Annotated in this window: 20 protein-coding genes and 1 tRNA gene; 7 read left to right on the top strand and 14 right to left on the bottom strand. The window is 66.7% G+C overall.

Annotation, left to right across the window (positions count from 1 at the left end; all coding sequences use genetic code 11):
* Nucleotide 1: 1 nt before the first annotated feature.
* From ACW9UR_RS09160 to ACW9UR_RS09200, 9 genes are read right to left on the bottom strand one after another with little or no spacing between them, the layout of a single operon-like run.
* Nucleotides 2-1,312, bottom strand: coding sequence for an NAD(P)/FAD-dependent oxidoreductase (locus ACW9UR_RS09160; protein WP_458916661.1), 1,311 nt, complete (start codon nt 1,310-1,312; stop codon nt 2-4).
* Entirely contained in the window at nt 1,309-2,673 is a 1,365-nt protein-coding gene (locus tag ACW9UR_RS09165; RefSeq protein WP_458916662.1) for a glutamine synthetase family protein, read from the bottom strand. Before ACW9UR_RS09165 ends, ACW9UR_RS09160 begins: the two co-directional genes overlap by 4 nt.
* A gap of 20 nt (nt 2,674-2,693) precedes the next feature.
* A complete protein-coding gene (gene speB, locus ACW9UR_RS09170) occupies nt 2,694-3,662 on the bottom strand; it encodes an agmatinase (protein WP_458916663.1) in 969 nt (322 codons plus the stop codon).
* Nucleotides 3,663-3,707: 45 nt separating this feature from the next.
* A complete protein-coding gene (locus ACW9UR_RS09175) occupies nt 3,708-4,499 on the bottom strand; it encodes an ABC transporter permease subunit (RefSeq protein ID WP_458917170.1) in 792 nt (263 codons plus the stop codon).
* A complete protein-coding gene (locus ACW9UR_RS09180) occupies nt 4,499-5,353 on the bottom strand; it encodes an ABC transporter permease subunit (RefSeq protein ID WP_458917171.1) in 855 nt (284 codons plus the stop codon). Before ACW9UR_RS09180 ends, ACW9UR_RS09175 begins: the two co-directional genes overlap by 1 nt.
* Before the next feature lie 17 nt (nt 5,354-5,370).
* Complete coding sequence (locus tag ACW9UR_RS09185; RefSeq protein WP_458916664.1) at nt 5,371-6,516, bottom strand: ABC transporter ATP-binding protein; 1,146 nt, start codon at nt 6,514-6,516, stop codon at nt 5,371-5,373.
* Nucleotides 6,517-6,570: 54 nt separating this feature from the next.
* Nucleotides 6,571-7,656 (bottom strand): polyamine ABC transporter substrate-binding protein, encoded by a 1,086-nt coding sequence (locus ACW9UR_RS09190; RefSeq protein ID WP_458916665.1) that lies wholly within the window; start codon nt 7,654-7,656, stop codon nt 6,571-6,573.
* Between the two features lie 28 nt (nt 7,657-7,684).
* The gene (locus ACW9UR_RS09195; RefSeq protein ID WP_458916666.1) at nt 7,685-8,977 is read right to left on the bottom strand and encodes an NAD(P)/FAD-dependent oxidoreductase; all 1,293 of its coding nucleotides are present in this window, start codon (nt 8,975-8,977) and stop codon (nt 7,685-7,687) included.
* On the bottom strand, nt 8,978-10,315 hold the full coding sequence (locus ACW9UR_RS09200) for a glutamine synthetase family protein (protein WP_458916667.1): 1,338 nt from the start codon (nt 10,313-10,315) through the stop codon (nt 8,978-8,980). It lies immediately after the preceding gene.
* 135 nt (nt 10,316-10,450) lie between these two features.
* On the opposite strand from ACW9UR_RS09200, the gene ACW9UR_RS09205 reads away from it, so the two are divergent.
* The gene (locus ACW9UR_RS09205) at nt 10,451-11,317 is read left to right on the top strand and encodes an SMP-30/gluconolactonase/LRE family protein (protein ID WP_458916668.1); all 867 of its coding nucleotides are present in this window, start codon (nt 10,451-10,453) and stop codon (nt 11,315-11,317) included.
* Nucleotides 11,317-12,585, top strand: coding sequence for a glycerate kinase type-2 family protein (locus tag ACW9UR_RS09210; RefSeq protein WP_458916669.1), 1,269 nt, complete (start codon nt 11,317-11,319; stop codon nt 12,583-12,585). Before ACW9UR_RS09205 ends, ACW9UR_RS09210 begins: the two co-directional genes overlap by 1 nt.
* Here ACW9UR_RS09210 and ACW9UR_RS09215 read toward each other — a convergent pair.
* Nucleotides 12,582-13,283, bottom strand: coding sequence for an HAD family hydrolase (locus ACW9UR_RS09215; RefSeq protein ID WP_458916670.1), 702 nt, complete (start codon nt 13,281-13,283; stop codon nt 12,582-12,584). The genes ACW9UR_RS09210 and ACW9UR_RS09215 overlap by 4 nt on opposite strands.
* Nucleotides 13,284-13,379: 96 nt before the next feature.
* On the opposite strand from ACW9UR_RS09215, the gene ACW9UR_RS09220 reads away from it, so the two are divergent.
* From ACW9UR_RS09220 to ACW9UR_RS09235, 4 genes are all read left to right on the top strand, one after another.
* Nucleotides 13,380-16,178 (top strand): molybdopterin oxidoreductase family protein, encoded by a 2,799-nt coding sequence (locus tag ACW9UR_RS09220; protein WP_458916671.1) that lies wholly within the window; start codon nt 13,380-13,382, stop codon nt 16,176-16,178.
* A complete protein-coding gene (locus ACW9UR_RS09225) occupies nt 16,175-16,924 on the top strand; it encodes a 4Fe-4S dicluster domain-containing protein (RefSeq protein ID WP_458916672.1) in 750 nt (249 codons plus the stop codon). The genes ACW9UR_RS09220 and ACW9UR_RS09225 overlap by 4 nt, the downstream gene beginning before the upstream one ends.
* Nucleotide 16,925: 1 nt before the next feature.
* Nucleotides 16,926-17,810: a dimethyl sulfoxide reductase anchor subunit family protein gene (locus ACW9UR_RS09230; protein WP_458917172.1), complete on the top strand. Its 885-nt coding sequence runs from the start codon at nt 16,926-16,928 to the stop codon at nt 17,808-17,810.
* 137 nt (nt 17,811-17,947) lie between these two features.
* Complete coding sequence (locus ACW9UR_RS09235; protein ID WP_458916673.1) at nt 17,948-18,421, top strand: NUDIX hydrolase; 474 nt, start codon at nt 17,948-17,950, stop codon at nt 18,419-18,421.
* Nucleotide 18,422: 1 nt separating this feature from the next.
* Here ACW9UR_RS09235 and ACW9UR_RS09240 read toward each other — a convergent pair whose 3' ends face one another.
* Genes ACW9UR_RS09240 through ACW9UR_RS09250 form a run of 3 tightly spaced genes read right to left on the bottom strand, consistent with a single transcriptional unit; the run spans nt 18,423 to nt 21,964 of the window.
* Nucleotides 18,423-19,145, bottom strand: a complete 723-nt coding sequence (locus tag ACW9UR_RS09240) for a phosphate/phosphite/phosphonate ABC transporter substrate-binding protein (protein ID WP_458916674.1) — start codon at nt 19,143-19,145, stop codon at nt 18,423-18,425.
* Between the two features lie 10 nt (nt 19,146-19,155).
* Nucleotides 19,156-20,169 (bottom strand): phosphatase PAP2 family protein, encoded by a 1,014-nt coding sequence (locus tag ACW9UR_RS09245; protein WP_458916675.1) that lies wholly within the window; start codon nt 20,167-20,169, stop codon nt 19,156-19,158.
* 22 nt (nt 20,170-20,191) lie between these two features.
* Entirely contained in the window at nt 20,192-21,964 is a 1,773-nt protein-coding gene (locus ACW9UR_RS09250) for an adenylate/guanylate cyclase domain-containing protein (protein ID WP_458916676.1), read from the bottom strand.
* A 174-nt stretch (nt 21,965-22,138) separates the two neighbouring features.
* Between ACW9UR_RS09250 and ACW9UR_RS09255 the strand changes: the two genes are divergently transcribed.
* Nucleotides 22,139-23,656 (top strand): S8/S53 family peptidase, encoded by a 1,518-nt coding sequence (locus ACW9UR_RS09255; protein WP_458916677.1) that lies wholly within the window; start codon nt 22,139-22,141, stop codon nt 23,654-23,656.
* A 64-nt stretch (nt 23,657-23,720) separates the two neighbouring features.
* Here the strand turns inward: ACW9UR_RS09255 and ACW9UR_RS09260 are convergent.
* Nucleotides 23,721-23,797: transfer RNA gene (locus tag ACW9UR_RS09260), tRNA-Arg, on the bottom strand.
* Nucleotides 23,798-23,815: the final 18 nt, after the last annotated feature.

Raw genomic sequence — 23,815 nt, forward strand, 5'->3', positions numbered from 1 at the left:
CTCAGATCCCCAGCCGGTCGCGCATCGCGTACCAGCTCATCGCAGCGACAAGCAGCGGCTGGCGGGCCCATTCGCCCCCCGGGAACGGCGGCGGCGAAAGCTGCGCGAAGGCTTTGAAACCGTCCTTGCGGCCGACCATGTACTGCGCCATCAGCTTGCCCGCGAGCGTCGCCAGCGCAACGCCATGCCCCGAGAACCCGCCCGCAGAAAGCCGGGTCTCGCCCATCGCGCGGAAATAGGGCAACCGCGAGCGGGTGATGCCCAGCGTACCGCCCCAACTGTAGTCCACGCGGACGTCCTTGAGCTGCGGGTAGACCTCCGAGAGGTTGCGTCGCACCAGCCGTTCGATATTGCCGGGGTAACGGTAGGAGTAGGTCTCGCCGCCGCCGAAGAGCAGCCGGTTGTCCGCGGACTTGCGCCAGTAGTTCACCACGAACTTGCTGTCGGCCACCGCCACATCGCCGGGCAGAATTTCGGAACAGGTGCTGGGGCTCAGCGGTTCGGTCGCGACGATGAAATTGTTGATCGGCATGACCCGCCGGGCGCCGCGCGGCTCCAACCCGCCGTGATAGCCGTTGAGCGCGTAGAACACCCTCTCGGCCGTCACGCTGCCTTTCTCGGTCTTCACCACGTGCGGGCGATCCTCCGAAACCGAGAGCACCCGGCTCTTCTCGAAGATCTTCGCCCCGGCCTCCTGCGCGGAGCGGCCAAGGCCCCGGGCGAAGCTGAGCGGGTGCAGGTGCCCTGCGCCCATGTCGAGCACCCCGCCCGCGTAAAGCGATGAGCCGGTATGCTCGGCCACGGTGGTGCGGTCCAGTACCGTCAGCTTGCCGTAGCCCAGATCCTCGCGCAGGTGCGCGGCCTCCTCGGCGGCATGCTCGAGGCCTTTCTCGCTCAGTTCAGCACGGATGTGCCCTGCCTTGAGATCGCAGGCGATGCGGTGCTGCGCGACCAGGCTGCGGACGTGGTCCTTGGCATCTTCGGCCAGGCGCCAAAGCTCGGCCGCGCGCTCCTCGCCCAGCATGCCGCGCAGCTCCAGCTGGCCGAGGCGCTGACCCGAGCCAAGCTGGCCACCGTTGCGCCCCGACGCGCCCCAGCCGACGCGGTTCGCCTCCACCAGGACCACGTCGAGGCCCCGTTCGGCCAGGTAAAGCGCAGCCGACAGGCCGGTGAACCCGGCGCCAATGATGCAGACATGGGCCTTCCGGTCACCCTTCAGCGTATCGCAAACGGGCGCGGGCCCGGCAGTCGCGGCGTAATAGCTCTGCGGGTGCTCCCCGTCGGGTTCGTTCAGGCGCAGCAGGTCCGTCATACGTTCAACAGCAGGTGTTCGCGTTCCCAGGGGCTGATGACAGCCAGGAAGCTCTCCGCCTCGTGCCGCTTCAGCTGGGCGTAGACGGTGCAGAACGTCTCACCCAGGACCTCGTGGAACTCGGTGTTCGCCTCGAACGTGTCGACGGCTTCCAACAGGCCGCGCGGCAGGGCGTAGTCGTAGTCATAGGCCTCGCCGTTGACCGGCGGGCGCGGCGTCAGGCCCGCCTTCATGCCAAGATAGCCGCAGGCCAGCGAACCTGCGATGGCCAGGTACGGGTTGGCGTCCATACCGACGATCCGGTTCTCGACCCGCCGCGCACCGGGCGAGGAGACCGGCACGCGCAGACCTGTCGTGCGATTGTCAGGCCCCCATTCCAGGTTGATCGGCGCCGAGCCGTTCGGCACGTAGCGCCGGTAGCTGTTCACATAGGGTGCCAGCATCGGCATCACCTTCGGCAGCCAGGTCTGGTGCCCGGCGATGAACGCACCGAAGAGATCGGTGCTTTCGCCATTCTCGCCGGTAAAGACGTTCCGCCCGGTCTCGATCTCGACCACCGACTGGTGAATGTGCATGGCCGAGCCCGGCTCGTGCTGCATCGGCTTGGCCATGAAGGTGGCGAAGCAGTTCTGCCGCAACGCCGCCTCGCGGATGGTGCGCTTGAACAGGAACACCTGATCGGCCAGCGCGACCGGATCGCCGTGCATGAAATTGATCTCGATCTGCCCGGCGCCGCCTTCCTGGATGATCGTGTCGATCTCGAAACCCTGCGCCTCGGCGAAATCGTAGATGTCGTCGATCACCGGCCCGTACTCGTCCACGGCGGTCATTGAATAGGCCTGGCGCGAGGCCACCACCCGTCCGGTGCGCCCGATCGGAGGCTCGATCGGCAAGTCCGGGTCGGTGTTCGGCTTGGTGAGATAGAACTCCATCTCGGGCGCGATAACCGGCTTCCAGCCCTCGGCGGCATAGAGGCTCATCACCCGCTTCAGCACGTTGCGGGGCGCCAAAGGCATCGGGTTGCCGTCGTGGTCGAGAATGTCGTGGATCACCTGTACCGTCACATCGTCGGCCCAGGGCGACGAGGTCGCGGCGCTGAAGTCCGGCACCAGGACCATGTCGCTCTCGGTCCACTGGTTGGGGATGTCCATATCGACATAGGCCCCGTCGATGGTCTGGTAGAAGATCGACATCGGCAGGTACATGCGGTCGCCGCGGATGAACTTGGCATTGGGCATCGCCTTGCCCCGGCTGATGCCCGCCATGTCGGCGATCACGCATTCGACCTCTTCCACGCGGCGGCCCGCCAGCCATGTCTGCACGGCCCCGGGCAGTCGCGTGGTCCAGTCTTCGGTTGTCATTACGTCACCGTTCTAAAATGTCAGAGCCGGCCCACCGCATGGCGCGTCGCGCCCTTCGCCTCGGCCAGCAGGCACAGCCAGTCGTGCGCCACCGTCGCCGCCGCGATCGCGGTGATCTCGGCATGGTCATAGGGCGGCGAGACCTCGACAAGGTCAAGCCCCACCAGGTTCAGCCCCGCAAGGCCACGCAGGATCTCCAGCGCCTGCCAGTTGGCCAGCCCGCCCGGAACCGGCGTACCTGTGCCCGGGGCGAAGGCCGGGTCGAGCACGTCGATGTCGAACGAGATGTAGACCGGCGCATCGCCCACCCGGTCGCGCAGCGCCTCGACGGTGGCGGCGACACCCTCGCGGTGGATGAAGGGCGCGGTCAGAATCTCCAGCCCCTCGTCGCTGTCGTGGAAGGTGCGGATGCCGACCTGCGCGGATTTCGAGGCATCGACCAGTCCGTCGCGGATGGCGCGGCCCATCATCGTGCCGTGGTCGATACGTTCGGGGTCGTCCTCCCACAGATCGCCGTGCGCGTCGAACTGGATCAGCGCCAGCGGCCCGTGCTTCGCTGCATGGGCCTTCAGCAGCGGCCAGGTCACGAAGTGATCGCCGCCGAAGGTGAGCATGGTCGCACCCGCGTCCAGGATCGCGGCGGCGTGCGCCTCGATCGCGGGCGCGACGCTTTGCGGATGATGCGGGTCGATCCACGCATCGCCCCAGTCGATCACCTTGAGCGTCTCGAACGGATCGAATCCCCAGGGGAACGCCTTGAGCTGCGCCGTCTCGGCCGACGCCGCGCGGATCGCCCGAGGCCCCAGACGGCAACCGGGCCGGTTGGTGGTGGCACCGTCCCAGGGCAGACCACTGACGACCACGTCGGCACCAGCCACGTCGCGGCTGTAGGGCCGCCGCAGAAAGCTCAGCGCGCCGGCATAGCCCATTTCGGCCCAGCGGCCGTGCGGGTCGGGTTTGCGGAAGGCCTGATCGCCCTGCTCGTCCATGTCACTCTCCGTTTCAGTGCGCCGGCGCCGATCCTTGAAATGTCGTCAGCGGCGCCGGCGCATCGCCAGCCCGGCCAGGGCCACGCCGATCGCGACCACCACGAGGATGATCGTCGCCAGCGCGTTGATGTCCGGGCTGACGCCCAGCCGCACCTTCGAGAAGATCACGATCGGCAGCGTCGAGGCCCCAGGCCCCGTCGCGAAGCTCGCCACCACCAGATCGTCCAGCGACAGGGTGAAGGCCAGCAGCCAGCCCGCGATCAGCGCCGGGGCGATCACCGGCAGGGTGATGTCGAAGAACACCCGCACCGGCCCCGCGCCCAGATCCCGCGCCGCCTCTTCCAGGCTTTCGTCCATGTCGGCCAGGCGCGACTGCACGATGACCGCGACATAGGCCAGGCAGAAGGTCGTGTGCGCGATCACGATGGTCAGCACCCCGCGCCCTTTCGGCCAACCGAGCGTCTGCTCCATCGACACATACAGCAGCAGCAGCGACAGGCCCAGCAGCACCTCGGGCATGACCAGCGGCGCCGCGGTCATCCCGCGCAGCACCGGTTTGCCCCAGAACGCGCCGAACCGGATCAGCACGAAGGCCGCGAGGGTTCCGAAGACCACCGCGAGCGAGGCGCTGATCAGCGCCACCCGCAGGCTGACCCAGACCGCGCTGATCACCTGTTCGTCGCGCAGCAGCTCGCCATACCACTTGGTCGAGAAACCCGCCCAGACCGTCACCAGTTTCGACTCGTTGAAGCTGTAGACCACCAGACTGACGATCGGCACCCACAGGAAGACGAAGCCGAAGCCCGCCGTCAGCCACAAGAACCAAGACCGACCCATCACGCGCGCTCCAGGTGTTTCTGAAGGAACAGGATCGGGATCACGATCAGCGCCAGCATCGCCACCGCCACCGCGCTCGCCACGGTCCAGTCGCGAGCCGAGAAGAACTCGTTCCACAGCACCTGCCCGATCATCAGCGTATCCGGCCCGCCCAGCAACGCCGGGATCACGAACTCGCCGATCGCCGGGATGAACACCAGCATCGAGCCCGCGACGATCCCCGGCAGCGACAGCGGCAGGGTGATCTTCAGGAACGTCACCGCAGGATGCGCGCCGAGGTCGGCCGAGGCCTCCAGCAGCGCGTCGTCCAGTTTCGAGAGCACCGCGTAGAGCGGCAGGATCATGAACGGCAGGTAGGTGTAGACGATGCCGACATAGACCGCGAAATCGGTCTGCCGCATCACCAGCGGCTCGCCGATCAGCCCCAGCCACAGCAGCAGCTGGTTGATCGGCCCCGTCGGGTTCATCAGCCCCACCAGCGCATAGACCCGCAGCAGGAACGAAGTCCAGAACGGCAGGATCACCAGGAACAGCAGCACCGTCCGCCAGGGCTCGCGCGCCCGCGCGATGGCGTAAGCCATGGGATAGCCGATCAGCAGCGCCAGAACGGTCGAGAAGAACGCAAACTGGATCGAGCTGAGATAGGCGTTGATGTAAAGGCTGTCGGACAGCAGGAAGACGAAGTTCTCGAGGTCACCGGTGAACCTGCCGTCTTCCCAGATCGGCGTATAGGGCGGCCGCGCCAGCGCCGGGTCCGCCAGCGAGATCCGGGCGACCTCGAGAAATGGCAGCAGGAAGAAGATCCCCAGCCAAAGCATCGGGATCGCCACCACCAGCCAGCGCCGCCAGGTCATGCGCATGGCGCCCCCAGTCATGCTGTCAGCACCACGCCGGCGGCCGAGGAAAAGCCCACGTGCACAGTCTCGTCCCAGGTGATCGGCCGAGCTTCCAGCCCGTGGTTTGCCTGGCTGACCTTGATCGTGCGCCCGCCGGGCAGCGCCAGCTTGTAGATCGTGACGTCGCCCATGTAGGCGTAATCGACCACGGTCGCGGTCAGCTGGTTGTCCGCGCCCGAGGGCTCGCGGGTCAGGCTCATCTTTTCCGGGCGGACGGCGACGGCGACCTGCTGGTTCGCGCTCAACCCCTCGACCGGTTTGACCAGCACCGGCCCGTCCGCGGTCTGCACGCGCATCGCATCGGGCGCGGCGACGTCCACCGTGCCGTCGAAAATGTTCACCGTGCCGATGAAATCCGCGACAAAGCGGTTCGCAGGGCGCTCGTAGACCATGCGCGGCTCGTCCACCTGGCGGATCTGGCCCGCGTCCATCACGCCGATCCGAGTCGCCAGCGTCATCGCCTCTTCCTGATCGTGAGTCACGACGATGAAGGTGATGCCCAGTCGGTCCTGGATGTTCATCAGCTCGAACTGGGTCTCCTCGCGCAGCTTCTTGTCGAGCGCGCCCAGGGGTTCGTCCAGCAGCAGCAGCTTGGGCCGTTTGACCAGCGAGCGGGCCAGCGCCACGCGCTGCCGCTGACCGCCCGAAAGCTGGTGAGGCTTGCGCTTTTCCATGCCTTTCAGCTGCACCAGACGCAGCATCTCGGCGGTCTTTTCCATTGCCTCGGCGCGGCCCATGCCCTCGCGGCGCAGGCCGTAGGCCACGTTTGCTTCGACGCTCATGTGCGGGAACAGCGCATAAGACTGGAACATCATGTTCGTCGGCCGCACCTCGGGAGGCACGTTCGACAAGTCCTGGCCGTCGATCTCGATACTGCCCGAGGTCGGCGTCTCGAACCCCGCAAGCATCCGCAGCAGGGTGGACTTGCCGCACCCCGACCCGCCCAGCAGACAGAAGATCTCGCCCTTCCAGATGTCGAGCGAGACGTCGTTGACGGCCTCCACCTCGGCGAAGCGCTTGGTGATGTTGCGGATCCGAACGAACGGCGGCTCGGACGCACTGCGCCAGGGCTTGAGTTCACCGGCCGTCTGGGCTGCGGGCTGAGGGGGGATCTGGGTCATGCGAGAGATGCCGATAGGGTCCGGCCGGCCCCCGGAAGGGCCGGCCGGATCAGGTTACTGACCGGTGGTGACGCGGGTCCAGAGCCGGGTGACGACCCGGTCCGTGCGGCTGTCGTAGACCGGCGCGGTCCACAGCTTTTCCTTCACCTCGGGGGTCGGGAAGATGCCCGGATCCGAGGTGATCTCCTCGTCGATCAGCGGATAGGACGCCTCGTTCGCGCTGGCGTACCAGACGTAGTTGGTGATGTCGGCATTGATCTGCGCGTCCATCGTGAAGTTGATGAAGGCATGTGCCGCATCCGGGTTCGGCGCATCGACCGGGATCGCCAGCATGTCGAACCACACCAGTGCACCCTCGTTCGGGATCGTGTAGACGATGTCGACGCCGTTCTCGGCCTCGATCGCGCGGGCCTGGGCCTGGAACAGGTCACCCGACCAGCCGACCGAAACGCAGACGTCGCCGTTGGCGAGGTCGGTGATGTACTGCGACGAATGGAAATAGCGGATGTGATCGCGCACACCCTCGATCACCTCGGCGCCTTTCTCCAGGTCGGCCGGATCGGTCGACCGCGGGTCCAGCCCGATGTAGGCCATTGCCGCCGGAATGATCTCGGTCGGAGCGTTCAGCAAGGTCACGCCGCAGTCGGCCAGCTTGCCGACCACTTCCGGATCGAAGATCAGCGACCAGCTGTCGGTCGGCGCATCCTCACCCAGACGCTCGGCGACCATGGCTTCGTTGTAGGCGTAACCGGTGGTGCCCCACTGGTAGATCACGCCGAACTCGTTGCCGGGATCGTAGGCCGCGGCCTGTTCCATCAGCTCCGGATCCATGTTCGAGAGGTTCGGCAGCTTGGACTTGTCCAGCTTCTGGTAGGCGCCCGCCGCGGCCTGACGCTGCAGGAAGTCCGAGGTCGGCACGACCACGTCATAGCCCGAGTTGCCCGCGAGCATCTTCGCCTCGAGCACCTCGTTCGAGTCGTAGACGTCGTAGTTCGGCTTGATGCCGGTCTTGGCCTCGAACTTCTCCAGCGTGTCTTCGGCGATGTAGTCCGACCAGTTGTAGATGTTCACCGTCTCTTGCGCGGCCAGAGGGCCGGCGACGAGCGCGGTGGTCAGGGTCAGCGCGATGGGGGTCTTCATGAGCGGTCTCCCGTGCTCCCGGTTGCAGTCATATTCCCAGTCGGTCGCGCAGCCCGTACCACCAGCTGCCCGCGACAGAATAGGGAACTCTCAGCGCCTGCCCGCCCGGAAACGGGCTCCACGGCAGGTTGGCAAATGTGTCGAAGCGGGACAAGTCGCCCGTGATCGCCTCGGCAAGGATGCGCCCGAAGAGGTGGCTGCCGGTGACGCCGTGCCCCGAATAGCCGTGCGCGAAATAGGTGGATCGGCCCAGCCGTCCCAACTGAGGAACCCGGCTGAAGGTCAGGGCGAAGTTGCCCGACCAGGCGTGGGTTAGTCGCACGCCCTTGAGCTGCGGAAAAACCTTCTCGAGGTTCGGGCGCAGCTTCTTCTCGATATCGTTGGGGGTCGAGCCACCGTAGACAGTGCCGCCGCCGAACAGCAGCGAGCCGTCCGCCGCCAGCCGGAAATAGTCGAGGATGTAGCGCAGATCCTCGACGCACAGGTCGGTCGGCAGCAGGTCCTTCGCGCGGTCGCCCAGGGGTTCCGTCGCCACGATCTGTGTCGACGCGGCCAGCACCCGCGTCGCCAGTTCGGGCACCGTGCGCCCGAGGTAGGCGTTGCCGCACAGCACCAGCGTGCGCGCAGTGATCCGGCCACTGTCCGTGATCACCACCGGCTTCTCTGCCGAGGTGTCGACCGATCGCACCGGGCTGCGCTCGTGGAGCACGCCGCCTAGGGATTCCACCGCTGCGGCCTCGCCCAGCGCCAGGTTCAGCGGGTGCAGGTGCCCGCCCGACCAGTCGATCATGCCGCCGACATAGGCGTCAGTGCCGACATGCTTGCGAACCCCGTCGCGGTCGAGCATCTCGTGCTCGTCCATCCCGAACCTGGACCAGAGCTCCCGCTTGGCCTCCAGCTCCTGCATCTGCCGGTCGGTATAGGCGGCGAACAGGTTGCCGGGTTTCAGATCGCAGGCGATGCCATAGCGGTCGACCCGCTCGCGAATGATCTGCCCACCCTCGGTCACCAGCCCGCCGACGAAGGCCTGCACGCGCTGCCCGTAGAGGCGCCCGATCTTGTCGAGCGGCGCGTTGATCCCGTTGACCAGCTGCCCGCCGTTACGCCCCGAGGCGCCCCAGCCGACGCGGGCGCCCTCGATCAGCGTGACCTTGTGGCCCTGCTCTGCCAGCGACAGGGCGCAGGAGAGGCCCGTATAGCCCGCGCCCACAACGCAGACCTCGGCCTCGACCTCGCCCTGGACGGGCGGGCGCTCGGGGGCCGGGTTGGCCGTCGCGGCATAGTAGGAGGCGGGATAGGCGCCGTCGGGCGGGAAAGTCATTCAGACGACCTCGAGGTAACTGTCGATTTCCAGCCGCGTCATCTGCGCCCGGAACCGGGCCAGTTCCTGCGCCTTGCAGTCGGCAAATATGTCGACCAGCGGCTGCGGAAAGGCCCGTGAGGGGATCTCGGACTCGCGGAAGGCGGTGATCGCCTCGTGCCAGCTGGTGACCAGCGACGGTCCCTCGCTGCCCGGTGGCAGTGGCTCCATCTTGCGTTCGATGCCGTCGAGCGCCGAGGACAGGATCGCCGCGATCACCATGTAGGGGTTAGCGTCGGCCCCGGCGAGGCGATGCTCCATCCGCCGTGCGACGCCGGGCCCGCCGGGCACGCGCAGCGAGACGAACCGGTTCTCGTAGTCCCACTCGACCCGGTTCGGCGCATGTGGCTCGGGCGAGATCCGGCGGTAGGAATTCAGGTGCGGCGCGAAGACCAGCAGCATCGGCTCCATCGCCTCCAGACAGCCGGCAAGCGCATGGAGCAGTAGCTCGCTGCCCTCGTCGGTGCCGTTGTCGAAGACGTTGCGTCCCTCATCGTCCACTAGGCTGATGTGCACATGAAACCCATTGCCCGACGCCTCGGGGTACGGCTTGGCCATGAATGTCGCCGCCAGCCCGTGCTTGCGCGCGGTGCCGCGGATCAGGTGCTTGAGCAGCGCGGCGTCGTCGGCGGCGGCCAGCACGTCGTCGTGATGGTTCAACGCGATTTCGAACTGGCCGGGGCTGGCCTCGGCAATGGCCGAGGCGAGGCTGATCCCGGCGGCCTCGGCGGCGCGGAAGATGTCTTCCAGCACACCCTCGAAATTGTCGATGTCGGCGATGGCGTTGATGTTGTCCGCCATCACCCGCCGTCCGGTGCCGGGCGTGTTGGGCGGCGCGGGCCGCGCCTCTTGGGGGTCGACGAAATGGAACTCGACCTCGGTGCCGACAACGGCGCGCAGGCCCATGCCCTTCGCACGCTCGGCTACGGCGGCCAGCGCGTGGCGCACGTCGAGCGGGTTCGGCTCGCCGGTGTCGGTGAAGGACCAGAGCGGCAGCAGCGCTGCCGGGTGCGCCAGCCAGTCCACCATCAGGGGCATCCGACCCGTGGGACGGCACAGCCCGTCGCTGTCGCCCGCCATCAGGAACGGGCTGCCTTCGACGTCCCGGCCCCAGATGTCCAGCGCGGCGACGGTCAGCGGCATCCGCATCTGCCCCCGGCCCGCCTTGCCCGCGTCAGCCACGGGGATGCGCTTGCCGCGGAAGCAGCCGTTGATGTCGCACAGCACGACCTGAAGGCTCGCAAGCTCGGGGCGTGCGGCAATCCAGTCGTTCAATTTCAGGGTCCAGGGGTCGGTCATGAATTCGGACGCTAGCAGCAAGTTTGCGCTGCACAAGTGGAATTACGATGACACGGCGCGCCCCAAGAACATTGCACTGCGCTGCGGTTTCGGGCCAGTTATGCGCGAGAATACGAAACGGGGGAAACGCACGGCATGGAAGCCAGCCTTTTCAAGGAAATGACCTGCGCACTGGGCGAGGGTCCGCTGTGGGACGAGGACCGGCTCTGGTTCTTCGACATCACGGGGCTGAACGTGGGCGGGCCGCGGCTCTACTGCCTGTCCGAGGGCGGCACCGTGACCGAGAACTGGGACGGCGAGCGGATCTCGACCGCTGCGGCGCGCACCACCAAGGGCGGGTTGCTGGTCGCGACCGAGACCGACCTGATGCATTTCGACCCGGCACGCGGCATTGCCGACAGCATCTGCCCGCTCGAGGCGGACAACCCGGTGACCCGCTCGAACGACGGTCGCGCCGACCCGCAGGGCGGGTTCTGGATCGGCACCATGGGCAAGAGCGCCGAGCACGAGGCCGGCGCGATCTACCGGTTCTACAAGGGCGAACTGCGCGCGCTGCGCAAGGGCGTGACGATCCCCAACGCGATCTGCTTCGCCCCCGATGGTTCCGAGGCGTTCTTCGCCGACACCCGCCTGAAGACGATCTACCGCTGGCGGCTGGACCAGGACGGCTGGCCCATCGGCGCACCGGCGGAATTCCACGTGATGGAGGGCGGCGACAATCCGGACGGCGCCATTGTGGACGAGACCGGCTCGCTCTGGGTCGCGGTCTGGGGCGGCTGGCGCGTGCAGCGCATCAGCCCCGACGGCGTCGCGCGCGAGCAGATCCGCCTGCCCGTGTCCAACGTCACCTGCCCCGCGCTGACACCCGAGGGCCGGATGTATATCACCACGGCGCGGCAGGGGCTGCAGCCGTCCGATCTTGAAAAGCAGCCGCTGGCGGGGTCGATCTTCATGGCCGACATTCCGCAGCGCGGTCTGCCCGAGCCGATGGTGTGGCTGTGATGGACGAGAACGCCCTTCTGCGCGAGCTGTTCGCCGCCGCCGTCGATGCGGCCCTGCCCGAGCGCATCGTCCCGCCCTTCGTACCCGACCGCGTGCCCGGCAAGCTGGTCGTCGTCGGGGCGGGCAAGGCGTCTGCCGCGATGGCCGCGGCGGTCGAGGCGCATTACGACGGGCCGATGACCGGGCTGGTCGTGACCCGCTACGACCACGCCGTGCCCTGCAAGCACATTGAGATCGTCGAGGCCGCTCACCCGGTACCCGACGCCGCCGGGGCCGAGGGCGCGCGGCGGATACTGGACCTGCTGCAAAGCCTCGGCGAGGACGACGTGGTGCTGGCGCTGATCTCGGGCGGCGGCTCGGCCCTGCTGACGTTGATGGCCGAGGGCATGGACCTCGACGACGCGGTGACGCTGAACAAAGCGCTGCTGGCCTCGGGCGCGGGGATCGACGCGATGAACTGCGTGCGCCGGCACCTTTCGCAAAGCAATGGCGGGCGGCTGGCGGCGGCGGCGCATCCCGCGCGGATGATCACGCTGGCGATCTCGGACGTGCCGGGGGACGATCTGCTGAACATCGCCTCGGGGCCGACGGTGGGCGATCCGACCACGCTGGAGGATGCGCGGAAGCTGGTCGAACGCTACAAGCTGGACCTGCCCGCGCACATGATGGACGCGCTGAACGATCCGTCGAACGAGAGCGTCAAGCCCGACGATCCACGCCTGGCCCGTGCCGAAGCGCACCTGATCGCCGCGCCCCTCGCCTCACTGGAAGCGGCGGCCGAAGCGGCGCGCAAGCATGGCCTTAGCGTCGAGATCCAGGGCGATGCGCTGGAAGGCGAGGCCCGCCTGCTGGGCGCCGAGTTCGCCGAACTGGCGCTGGAACGTCAGAAGGCGATGAAACCGGGCGACGCGCCGCACGTGATGATCTCGGGCGGCGAGACGACCGTGACCCTGCCCCGCGACGGGCGCGACCTGGGCGACGGCGGGCGCAATGTGGACTTCCTGCTGGGTCTTGCGCAGCGGCTGGACGGCGCGCCGGGGATCTGGGCGATGGCAGGGGACACAGACGGCGTCGACGGCCTGGCCGAGGTCGCGGGCGCGATCGTCAAACCCGACACGGTCGCGCGCAGCGGCAGGGAGGCGTTGGAAACCGCACTGCACCGGTTCGACGGCCACGGCTTTTTCGCGGCGCTTGGCGATCAGGTCGTGACCGGCCCGACGTTGACCAACGTCAACGATTTCCGGGCGATCCTGGTCCAGCCGCTCTAGGCGCTCTCGATCTGCCCGACCAGGTCGGGCAGGTCCCCCAGCCGGGACAGCTCGCGGAACCGCGGCGCGCCGGTGGGCGGCTCGGCATGCTCGATCACCCAGGTCAGGTCATGGGGCACGTGGACGCCCCAGGCTCCGGCCTCGATTGCTGGGATCACATCCGACTTCAGCGAGTTGCCGACCATGATCGCATGCTCGGGTCCGTCGCCATGCGCGGCGAAGATTCGGGCGTATGTCTCGGGGACCTTGTCGCTGACGATCTCGATCCCCTCGAACCGCTCGCCAAGCCCCGACTGCGCCAGCTTGCGCTCCTGGTCGAACAGGTCGCCCTTGGTGATCAGCACGATCCGGTGGCTTTCGGCCATCCGCGCGACGACGTCGGCGGCATCGGGCAGCAGCTCGATCGGGTGGGCGTGCAGCTCGCGCCCCGCCTCGAGGATCTCGGCCAGCACCGTGGCCGGGACCCGCGCCTCGGTGATCTCGATCGCGGTCTCGATCATCGACAGGGTGAAGCCCTTCACTCCGAAACCATAGTGCGACAGATTGCGCCGCTCGGCTGCCAGCAGACGTTCGCTAAGGTGGTCCGGGTCGCAATAGTCGCCCAGCAAGCGCTGGAAGCGTTCCTGCGTGATGCGGAAGAACTGCTCGTTCTGCCAGAGCGTGTCGTCCGCGTCGAAGCCGATGGTCGTGATCTTCATGGCCGCATCAAGCACGCAGGCAGGGGCGGTGTCGAGAGGGCGATGGACAACGCCCGCCGATTGCGTAAGGTGCGGCCAAGGGAGGACTGATATAATATGTCTGATACAAGACTCGCGCTGGACCTGTCCCCGCCCGTCGCCGACCGGATCGAGCAGACGACCTGCTACATGTGCGCCTGCCGCTGCGGCATCAACGTGCACATCAGGGACGGCGAAGTCTCGTATATCGAGGGCAACCGCGACCATCCGGTGAACAAGGGCGTGCTTTGCGCCAAGGGTTCGGCGGGGATCATGCAGCACAAATCCCCCGCCCGGCTGCGCGCCCCGATGAAGCGGGTCGGCCCCCGCGGCTCGGGCCAGTTCGAGGAAATCACCTGGGACGAGGCGCTGGACATGGCCGCAGGATGGCTGACCCCCGTGCGCGAAACCGCACCCGAGAAACTGGCCTTCTTTACCGGCCGCGACCAGTCGCAAAGCTTCACCGGCTGGTGGGCGCAGCAGTTCGGCACGCCGAACTATGCCGCGCACGGCGGCTTCTGCTCGGTCAACATGGCCGCTGCCGGGATCTACACCCTGGGCGGCGCTTTCTGGGAATTCGGCGCCCCCGACTGGGAGCGGACCGAGCTCTTCATGATCTTCGGCGTGGCCGAGGACCACGACAGCAACCCGATCAAGATGGGCCTTGGCCGCCTGAAGGAACGTGGCGCCAAGGTGATCGCGGTGAACCCGGTGCGGACCGGCTACAATGCCGTAGCGGACGAGTGGGTCTCGATCACCCCGGGTACCGACGGGCTGTTCATCCTGGCTCTGGTGCACGAGCTGCTGAAGGCCGGGAAGATCGACCTCGACTACCTGTGCCGGACGACGAACGCGCCGGTGCTTCTGGACGCGGACGGCCTGTTCGCCCGCGACGCGGACGGCAAGGAACTCGTCTGGGACCGCGGCACGAACAAGGCGATGCCCTTCGACGCCCCCGGCCTCAAGCCCGCGCTGCACGGCACCTTCGACGGCATGACCCCTGTATTCCAGCACCTGGCCGAGCGCTATCTCGACCCGTCCCACGCACCGGAAGCGGTGGCCGAGCGTTGCGGCATCCCCGCCGCGACGATCAAGCGCATCGCCGCCGAACTGGCGCACGCCGCCTTCGAGAAGCAGATCACCATCCACCAGCCCTGGACCGATTTCCGCGGCCAGCGGCACGAAACGATGACGGGTCGCCCGGTCAGCTTTCACGCGATGCGCGGGATCTCGGCCCATTCCAACGGCTTCCAGACGGCGCGGGCGCTGCATATGCTGCAACTGCTGCTCGGCTCGGTCGAGGTACCCGGCGGCTTCCGCTTCAAGCCGCCCTACCCCAAGCCGGTCTCCGCCCACCCGCGCCCGCACGCCAAGGTCACGCCGGGCAAGCCGCTGGACGGCCCGCACCTGGGCTATCCGCGCGGCCCCGAGGATCTGCTGCTGAACGAGGACGGGACGCCCAAGCGCATCGACAAGGCCTTCACGTGGGAGGCGCCGATGTCCGCCCACGGGATGATGCACATGGTCATCTCGAACGCGCACGCGGGCGATCCGTACCCGATCGACGTGCTGTTCATGTACATGGCCAACATGGCGTGGAACAGTTCGATGAACACGTCCAAGGTCATCGAAATGCTGACCGACACGGATGAGAATGGCGACTACAAGATACCGAAGATCATCTACTCCGACGCCTACTCATCCGAGATGGTCGCCTATGCTGACCTGATCCTGCCGGACACGACCTATCTTGAGCGGCACGACTGCATCAGCCTGCTGGACCGCCCGATCTGCGAGCCCGACGCCGCCGCCGACGCGATCCGCTGGCCGGTGGTCGAGCCCGAGCGTCCCGGCCACGAGGGCGTGAGGGGCTTCCAGACCGCGCTCATACAGCTGGGCGTGCGCCTCGGCCTGCCCGGTATGGTCGATGCCGAGGGGAACGCCGTCTATCAGGACTACGCCGACTATATCGTGAACCACCAGCGCCGCCCGGGCATTGGGCCGCTGGCGGGGTTCCGGGGCGACGGCACCCAATCGGGGCGCGGCGCGCCGAACCCCGACCAGATCGAGGCCTACAAGCGCAACGGCGGCTTCTGGCTGGAGCATGTTCCCGAGGAAGCGCAGTATTACAAACCGACCAACGCCGCCTACCAGGACTGGGCGGTGAAGATGGGCTTCTACACCGACGATCTGCCCGCACCCTACCTGTTCCAGCTTTACTCTGAGCCCCTACGCAAGTTCCAGCGCGCCGCCGAGGGCCATGGCGAGCATCAGCCGCCCGAGCATCTGCGCGCGCGGCTGAAAACGGCGATGGATCCGCTGCCCCGCTGGGAGTCTCCTTTCGAGGAAACGCGCGTCGATACGGACGATTTCCCCCTGCACGCGATCACCCAGCGCCCGGCGGCGATGTACCATAGCTGGGGCTCGCAGAACGCCTGGCTGCGGCAGATCCACGGGGCGAACCCGCTCTATGTTCCGCGCGACGTCTGGGAGAAGCATGGGTTCAAAGAGGGCGACTGGGCCCGGCTGACCTCGGCGCACGGGGCGATCACCATTCCGGTCGCGCGGATGGATGCACTGAACCCCAACACCGTCTGGACCTGGAACGCCATCGGCAAGCGCCGGGGCGCCTGGGCGCTGGACGAGGACGCGCCGGAGGCCACGAAAGGCTTCCTGCTGAACCACCTGATCCATGAACTGCTGCCGCCCAGGGGCGACGGGCTGCGCTGGTCGAACTCGGACCCGGTCACCGGCCAGGCCGCCTGGTACGACCTGCGCGTGCGGATCGAGAAGGCCCCTGCCCAGAGCGCGACCCAGCCGGCGATCCCGGCGCAGGCCTCGCCCGTCGGGCGCGGAAACGACAAGGTGAACGCATGACCTCGCTGCCCGAGAAAACCGAAAAGAGCCTCGGCCTGGTGATCGACCTCGACACCTGCGTCGGCTGCCATGCCTGCGTGATCTCGTGCAAGGAATGGAACACTGCGAACTACGGCGCGCCGCTGGCGGACCTCGATCCCTATGGCGCCGAGCCGCTGGGCACGTTCCTCAACCGCGTCCACAGCTTCGAGGTCGCCAAGCCCGGCAAGCCCGCGCAGGTCGTCCACTTCCCCAAGTCCTGCCTGCACTGCGAGGATGCGCCCTGCGTCACCGTCTGCCCCACCGGCGCCAGCTACAAGCGCGAGGACGACGGCATCGTTCTGGTGAACGAGAGCGACTGCATCGGCTGCGGCCTGTGCGCCTGGGCCTGCCCCTATGGCGCGCGCGAGATGGACGGCGCCGAGAAGGTGATGAAGAAGTGCACGCTCTGCGTCGACCGGATCTACAACGAGAACATCCCCGAGGTGGATCGCGTGCCGTCCTGCGTGCGCACCTGCCCGGCGGGCGCGCGACATTTCGGCGACCTGTCCGACCCCGAAAGCAGCGTCTTCAAGCTGGTCGAGGATCGCGGCGGTTTCGATCTGATGCCCGAGCAGGGCACGCGGCCCGTCAACAAGTACCTGCCGCCCCGCCCCAAGACGGACACCACCGACGGTCCCGACGTTCTGGGACCGCTGCTGGCCGAAAGCACCGAGGGCGCCGGGGGCTTCCTTGGCTGGCTCGACCGCGCACTGGATCGGATCTGACATGCACCCGGCACCTTCCCTCATCGTCTTCACGACCCTCTCGGGCCTCGGCTTCGGCCTGATGGTGTTCCTCGGCATCGACCCTCCGGCCAAGGGCGGCTGGGTCATGGCCGTCTTCGCCGTGCTGGCGCTGGGGCTGGCGAGCATCGGTTTGCTGGCCTCGCTCTGGCACCTCGGCCACCCCGAGCGCGCGTGGAAAGCCCTGTCGCAATGGCGCAGTTCATGGCTCAGCCGCGAGGGCGTGCTGGCGATGGCGGCGATGTTCAGCTTCTCGCTCTACGCCGCGCTGATCGTGCTGGCGGGCGCGCAGGTCGCTTTGCTGGGCTGGCTCTCGGCGCTGCTGGCGCTCTGCACGGTCGCGGCGACGGGCATGATCTATGCGCAGCTTCGGTCGATCCCCCGCTGGTACAGCCCGCTGACCCCGGCGCTGTTCGTGCTCTACGCGCTGGCGGGCGGGGCGCTGCTGGCCGGGCAGGTCTCGCTCGCGGGGTGGCTGCTGCTGGCGCTCGGCGCTGTGCAGCTGGTCGCCTGGCACCGGGGCGACGGCGCGCTGGCGGCCTCGGGCACCACGGCTGAAACGGCGACGGGCCTGGGCCACCTCGGCCGCGTCCGCCTGCTGGAGGCCCCGCACACCGGCAAGAACTACCTGCTGAAGGAGATGGTCTTCCGCATCGGCCGCAAGCACGCGGCGAAACTGCGGATCATCGCCTTCGCGCTGGCCATCGCCCTGCCTGCGATCATCGCCCTGCTAACCGAGCCGCACCACCTGCTGGGCGGGCTTCTGGTGCTGAGCCATCTCGCGGGGACCGTGGTGGCGCGCTGGCTGTTCTACGCCGAGGCCGAGCATGTCGTGGGCCTTTATTACGGAGCGGCACAACCCGCCTGACAGCGAAACTGTCAGATTGCTGTCATCAAATTTTTGTACACTGGACATCCGGAGGGCGGAGGCCCAACTTGCCGGGCCGGGCGCATGCGCCCGTGACCAATCAAGAAGCGCCGGACGACACGGCGACCGGAGGCAGAATGGCAAAGAAGACTGAAAGGAGCAGCGCCGAGCAGGTATTGCGCGCACATCGTCTGCCCCGCAGGCATCTGCAATACGGTGCGCTCTGCTATCGCAAGACGGGCAAGGGACTCGAGATCCTTCTGGTGACCTCGCGCGGCACGCGCCGCTGGGTGGCACCCAAGGGCTGGCCGATCCGGGGCAAGGGGCCGGCAGGGACCGCCGCGCAGGAAGCCTGGGAAGAGGCCGGCGTGAAGGGCCGCGTCACCGGCGACAGTGTCGGCGTCTACACCTACCGCAAACATCTGCCGAAGGGCCGCTCGATGACCTGCGTGGTCGAGCTGTTTCCTGTCGAGGTCGCCGACAACCTCAACCGCTTTCCCGAGGCGAAGGAACGGCGCACCAAGTGGATGAAGCCGAAGAAGGCCGCCAAGGCCGTCGACGAACCCGAGCTTGCCCGGCTCATCAAGCGCTTCGGCGCCGAATTCGCCTAGCTCACGCCGCGCGCAGGTAGTCCGCGTCGCGCAGCGGCACCAGCGCCCGCGCGCCCAGTCGGGCGCGGGCCGGCTGCGGCAGCCGTGCCAGCCCCTCGCTCAGTGCCTCCCAGGCGGCATCGGGATCGAACCGGCGCGACAGGATCACCGGCGTGCCCGGATGCGGCGCCGTGTGACCGGCGATCCGCAGGCCAGAAAGCCGCCCGGGCACCCGTTTCAGATAGCGCCAGGTCACTGCATCGATGGCGGCGATGTCAGCCAAGCCCGCCTTGAGCGCCCGGACCGAGTTCACGTGCGCGCCAGTCACAAGCGGCTGACGCGGCGGATGGCCCAGCGCCACCAGCGAGCCGTATCCCGAATGGCTGTCGGTTCCGTTGATCGCCACCCGCCCCTGCTCCAGCAGCAGACGTGGCGGACGCACCTCGGAATGCCGAACCACCAGGTGCGAGCGATACCAGCCCGGCGGGCAGCCCGGCAGGCCGAAATCGAAGGCCCCGACCACCGCCATGTGCCGCCGCAGCCCGTCTCGCCAGGGCGGCGCGCAGGTCTGGCTCAGCACGAGGCGCGGATCGCTCCAGTGCGGCAGCACATCCGGCGGCCGCGAGAGTTTTACCGGCGCCGGAATACCCGCGCGCAAAAGGAAGGGCCGCGCTCTCCCCCAAAGCGCAGCCCAGTCTGCCCGTACCCCGGGCAAATCGTACATCGGCAGGCTTGCAAGCCTCATGCGGGCGCGATCACCATTCGGCGGCAGCATCCGCCCAGAGCTGGTTCAGCCCCGGCATGTGGTTCTTCAGCGTGTCATACACATCCGAGCCAAGCGCCTGCCCGGCCTCGGTATCGCTGCGATAGTGCAGGCCCATGACCTCGCGGTTGCGGCCGATGCGGTCGGCCATGTCCTGCAGCGGATCGCGCACCAGCGGCGGGCGCGGCGCGGTGGGCGACTGGCCGAAATGGTTGGCGGTCAGGTCGGGCATCAGCTCGCGCAGCACCATCGACATCGCCTGGCTTTGCGTCGCGTGCCCGCTGGGGAAGCTCGCATGCTCGGGCGGGTCGATCGGCGGCATCAGCATGGGCGACATCTGGCTGGGCCGCTGCCGCGCATAGGTCCGCTTGAAGTGCATCACGGCGAGGGTCGAGCACTCCTGCGCCAACCCGACCAGTTTCGACGTGTTCGGATGCGTCAGGCGGCTGTAGCTGAGAATGCCCCGGAAATCGTCCTCGATATCGTTGATCTGAGCGATGCACTCGCCCATGACCGCCGGGCGGTATTCGATCAGCAGGGTCAGCTCGGTCAACTCGTCCTCGACTTCGGGGCCGAGGTTCCAGCCGTTCGCGCCCTGCGCCCACGCAGGGCGGTAGTCGTGGCCCCACTGCTGGAACGCCTGCGAGAACTCGCCCAGCCAGGACAGCGCCCAGTTCAGCGGCGAGAAGAAACGCTTGTCGAAGGCCGGACCGTTGGTCTTGCCGTAGATGTCCTGAATCCGCACCGGCCCGTCGTTGAGCCCCTGCCCGGTGAACGCCACCGGATTGGCCTGCGGCCACTGGTTGGTGTGCCAGTACCAGTTCTCGACCGGCTCGTTCGGGTTCGCGGCGACCTTGTAGGGCGACATGCCCAGGAAGCGGCTGCCGCTCCCTACTCCGTTCGCGTTGTTGGCGTTGTTGGCGTTATTCGCGTTGTTGGCGTTGTTCGCGTTATTTGCATTGTTGGCATTATTCGCGTTGTTCGCGTTCGACTTCGAAATAGCCATGCTCCGCCCCCCGGGTGACTCGTTAGTTCAGTCCTGCCGTCCGCAAATGGTCGGCATACATTTCTCGATCCACGGTTTCCCGGAACGGACAGAAGTTCTCAATGAACGGCTCTATCTCGAAGTCCGGGTCACGCTCCTTGATTTTCCGACCGAAAAGCCGCGCGCGGTCGAGTCTACCGGCGGCGGCGTTGCTCACCGCCATCAGGCGCCAGTTCGACGTGTAGTCCGGCTTCTCGGCATAAGAGCGCTCGCCCCAGACAACAGCATTCTCGAAATCCCGGTTCAGGTAATAGGCCATGCACAGGAAATCGTAATACTGAAACGCGTCTGGATCATTCGGCGACAGACGTAGACCGTGTGTTGCGTGCTCTACTGCTTCGTCGGCGCGTCCGACATAGCACAGCGTGCCCGACGACAGCACCCAGGCCATGGCCTGGCTCGGCCCCATCTCGCGGGCGCGGTCGAGGAACACGAGCGCGGTGTCGTAGTCGCGCTCAAGATAGGACTTAACGTGACCATAGGCCGCCAGCGCCAGCGCGTTCTGCCGGTCGAGGCTCACCGCGCGGGACGCCAGTTCGCGCGCCGCCGAGACGTATTTTTCACGCACGTCGTCCCAGCCCTGCCCGATGTAGATGCAGTGCCAGCGCGTCGCATAGGCCACCGGCATCGCGAACTCGGGGTCCAGCTCCATCGCGGCTTTCAGATGCCTGTAAGCCTCGTCGTAGCTGGCCTTCGTCAACTCGTTCATCAGATGCAGGGCCTTCAACGTCAGATCGTAGGCCGTGAAGTTGTCGGGGGGTTTTCTCAATGCCTTTACTCTCTCGGACGCTCTCACATTCGGAGCGATGAGCGATACAATATGCTCAACAATTCTGTCCTGAGTTTCGAAAAGGTCGCTGTGGTTAAACTCACTGCGATCTGAGAATATGACCTCCCCGGTCGAAGTATCCGCCAATGAAACGGAAAGCCTGATCTTGGTCGCCGAGCGGCGAAGTGTGCCCATCAGCACATATCTGACGTCGAGTACGCGCCCAACTTCGCGCGGGTCTGCCGGAGCATTGCCGAAAGCAAGCGTAGAAGCCCTTGAAATGACGAGAAGTTCCTTCAAGGATGACAGCGAGACGATGATATCCTCGACAACCCCGTCCGAGAAATATCGAAACTCCTCGTCCACGCCGAGGTTCTGCATCGGCAGAACGGCGATCGACGGCAGTTCCTGCTTGGTTCGCTTCAGCCCGTGCTCGTCCTCGCTGTCGGGACGCAGCACCTCGTAGGCCCGGATCGGGTCGCTGATGTTCTTCAGCGTCAGGTAGCCGAGGTTCCGCACCTCGAGCTTCAGCGACTTCTTCGTGGCGTGGTACAGCTCTTCCGAGATGATGATCCCGTCCGGCGCGATGCTCTCTTGTAGCCGTTTGGTGACGTTCACCCCGTCGCCATAGATATCGTCGCCGTCGCGGATCACCTCGCAGACATGCGCCGCGACACGCAACGACAGGCCCGGATAGCGCGCGGTCTTGCCGGTGCGCCCCTCGATGACGCGGTTTTGCACGCTCCGCCCCCACTCGACCGCAGCCGAGGTGCTGGCAAAGGTCAGCAGGATACCGTCGCCGAGTGTACGGATGATGGCCCCGCCATGGCGCGCAGTCTCAGGCTCGATCACCTCGCCGATGAACCGCCGCAGCATGCTGTGAGTGCCCGATTCGTCGCGCGAGGTCAGCGCGGAATAGCCGGCCACGTCCGCGAACACGACGCAGAGAAGCTGCCGCGCGGTATGATTCGCGATCGCGACGTCCATAGTCCCCAATTCCTCTCGGCTCCCCAAAGCTTCGAGGCGTCTACCATAGATTCCGGCAACGCCTATGTCAGCAGAAATACTTTCAAGGGCTGAAATCGTTAATAATGTGGCAATGTACACGTGACAGCACACGCGCGCCGCGTACGGTGCACACGTTAGGGTTTTGGGGGCATCATGAGCAAGGTCAGGACGGTTCTGCGGAAGCGAATCATCGACGAGGGTGATTTGCAGGAGGTCCTGGACACACAGGACAAGGATCCAGAGAAGGCGCTCGGCCTCTGCCGCGGCTTCGCCAGGCCCAAGGCCCGCAGCCGCGACGACGCGCTCGAGGACATCGCCCGCGAGGCGCCGACCTGGGGGTACCTTCAGCCGGAGGGCGACCCCGAGAAGGTCCGCGCCGGCCTTGTCAGCCCCTCTTGTCTGCTGACCCGGGTTCTCGGTCCGAAGGACAAGCGCACGTCCGGGAAAACGGCCGACCCCTCGCCCGATCAGAAATCACCGGAAACAGTTGACACCGACTACCTGGAGGAGCTGTTCGAGGTCGAATTCGACTCGCTCACCGATGAAGAGCAGCGGTCGCTTGGCGTCGACCAGCCGATCTCTCCGGTGGACGCCTATTTCCGCGCCCGGCAGTACTGGACCACAGGCAAGAACGGCGCCCCCGGCTTCGGCGACGCCACTCAGGCGATGCGGTTGATCGGTGCGGACTGGGTCGGCTGGCCCGAGTTCCAGGCCCCTGCCGGGCAGGATGGCGACGGTGTCAACGTCGTCATCGTCGACGAGGGCTTCAATCTCGACTATCTGCGCCAAGTCGTGCCCGGGTTGAACTATGGCGGCGGGTTCATCGACCGCAACCGGCGCCGTCCTTTGCCCGGCAAATACGTCAACCCGTTCGAGGCGCCTCAGAACTCACACGGCAACATGATCGCGCGTAACATCCTGCGGATCGCGCCGAAGGTGCGGCTGTTCGATGCGCCCGTGCTGCCCTCGCAGGTCACCGACATCGACGCGTACACCTACGACGTCGAGCAACTCTATATCGGCATCCTACGCGAAGCGCTGTTCGGCCCCTACGCCGGACAGCCCTGGGTTCTGGTAAACGCATGGTCGGTCGCCAACACTATCGAGGAATGGGACAGCCCGGCGCCCCCCGCGTTCCGCTATTCCGACGGGCCACTGCATCCGCTGAACCTGCTGATGCAGCTTATGGGCTTCCGGTTCGACATCGTCTTCGCGGCCGGGAACTACGGCGAGTTCGACCCGGCCACGCTCTCAGGCATCTACGACCGCGGCCCCGAACGCTCGATCCGCGGCTCGAATGCGCTGAGCAATGTCCTGTGCGTGGGCGCCTGCGACATGACCGGCAACTGGGCCGGGGCGTCGTCTCAGGGCGACGGGCCGCAAGCGCTGAAATACGACGAGCGCTGCGAAGGCAAACCCGACCTGGTGACCCCCTCCTGGTTCGCCGAACCTGGGGATCCGGGCACCGTCTCGACCGGCACCTCGGCCAGCTGCGCAGTCGCAGCAGGTGTGGTCGCCGCACTCAGGACCAGAGATCCCGGAACTCCGCCGCGCCAACTGTTCCAACACCTGCGCGATACGGCCCTGCGCCCGGACGGCGAGGGCTGGAACAACCGCACCGGCATGGGCATTCTTCAGGTCCCGCAGCAGGCCATGGCTGCCAGCGCCTGAGCGGCGTTTCACAAAAAGAAAAGGCGCCCGCGAAGGGCGCCGTTCTTTGCCATCCGGAGTGTGATGGCGGACCGAGGAGGATTCGAACCCCCGACCCCTTGATTCGTAGTCAAGTACTCTATCCAACTGAGCTATCGGTCCGTGGAGCGGGGTCTTACG

The organism is Halovulum sp. GXIMD14794 (assembly GCF_054457455.1).

Bases quoted from the DNA above. Each gene is read 5' to 3' on its own strand.
- ACW9UR_RS09160 (WP_458916661.1), bottom strand. From the start codon at position 1,312: ATGACGGACCTGCTGCGCCTGAACGAACCCGACGGGGAGCACCCGCAG.
- ACW9UR_RS09165 (WP_458916662.1), bottom strand. From the start codon at position 2,673: ATGACAACCGAAGACTGGACCACGCGACTGCCCGGGGCCGTGCAGACA.
- ACW9UR_RS09195 (WP_458916666.1), bottom strand. From the start codon at position 8,977: ATGACTTTCCCGCCCGACGGCGCCTATCCCGCCTCCTACTATGCCGCG.
- ACW9UR_RS09245 (WP_458916675.1), bottom strand. From the start codon at position 20,169: ATGGCTATTTCGAAGTCGAACGCGAACAACGCGAATAATGCCAACAAT.
- ACW9UR_RS09240 (WP_458916674.1), bottom strand. From the start codon at position 19,145: ATGAGGCTTGCAAGCCTGCCGATGTACGATTTGCCCGGGGTACGGGCA.
- ACW9UR_RS09200 (WP_458916667.1), bottom strand. From the start codon at position 10,315: ATGACCGACCCCTGGACCCTGAAATTGAACGACTGGATTGCCGCACGC.
- ACW9UR_RS09190 (WP_458916665.1), bottom strand. From the start codon at position 7,656: ATGAAGACCCCCATCGCGCTGACCCTGACCACCGCGCTCGTCGCCGGC.
- ACW9UR_RS09215 (WP_458916670.1), bottom strand. From the start codon at position 13,283: ATGAAGATCACGACCATCGGCTTCGACGCGGACGACACGCTCTGGCAG.
- ACW9UR_RS09230 (WP_458917172.1), top strand. From the start codon at position 16,926: ATGCACCCGGCACCTTCCCTCATCGTCTTCACGACCCTCTCGGGCCTC.
- ACW9UR_RS09220 (WP_458916671.1), top strand. From the start codon at position 13,380: ATGTCTGATACAAGACTCGCGCTGGACCTGTCCCCGCCCGTCGCCGAC.
- ACW9UR_RS09210 (WP_458916669.1), top strand. From the start codon at position 11,317: ATGGACGAGAACGCCCTTCTGCGCGAGCTGTTCGCCGCCGCCGTCGAT.
- ACW9UR_RS09180 (WP_458917171.1), bottom strand. From the start codon at position 5,353: ATGACCTGGCGGCGCTGGCTGGTGGTGGCGATCCCGATGCTTTGGCTG.
- ACW9UR_RS09255 (WP_458916677.1), top strand. From the start codon at position 22,139: ATGAGCAAGGTCAGGACGGTTCTGCGGAAGCGAATCATCGACGAGGGT.
- ACW9UR_RS09175 (WP_458917170.1), bottom strand. From the start codon at position 4,499: ATGGGTCGGTCTTGGTTCTTGTGGCTGACGGCGGGCTTCGGCTTCGTC.
- ACW9UR_RS09225 (WP_458916672.1), top strand. From the start codon at position 16,175: ATGACCTCGCTGCCCGAGAAAACCGAAAAGAGCCTCGGCCTGGTGATC.
- ACW9UR_RS09250 (WP_458916676.1), bottom strand. From the start codon at position 21,964: ATGGACGTCGCGATCGCGAATCATACCGCGCGGCAGCTTCTCTGCGTC.
- ACW9UR_RS09185 (WP_458916664.1), bottom strand. From the start codon at position 6,516: ATGACCCAGATCCCCCCTCAGCCCGCAGCCCAGACGGCCGGTGAACTC.
- ACW9UR_RS09235 (WP_458916673.1), top strand. From the start codon at position 17,948: ATGGCAAAGAAGACTGAAAGGAGCAGCGCCGAGCAGGTATTGCGCGCA.
- ACW9UR_RS09205 (WP_458916668.1), top strand. From the start codon at position 10,451: ATGGAAGCCAGCCTTTTCAAGGAAATGACCTGCGCACTGGGCGAGGGT.
- speB (WP_458916663.1), bottom strand. From the start codon at position 3,662: ATGGACGAGCAGGGCGATCAGGCCTTCCGCAAACCCGACCCGCACGGC.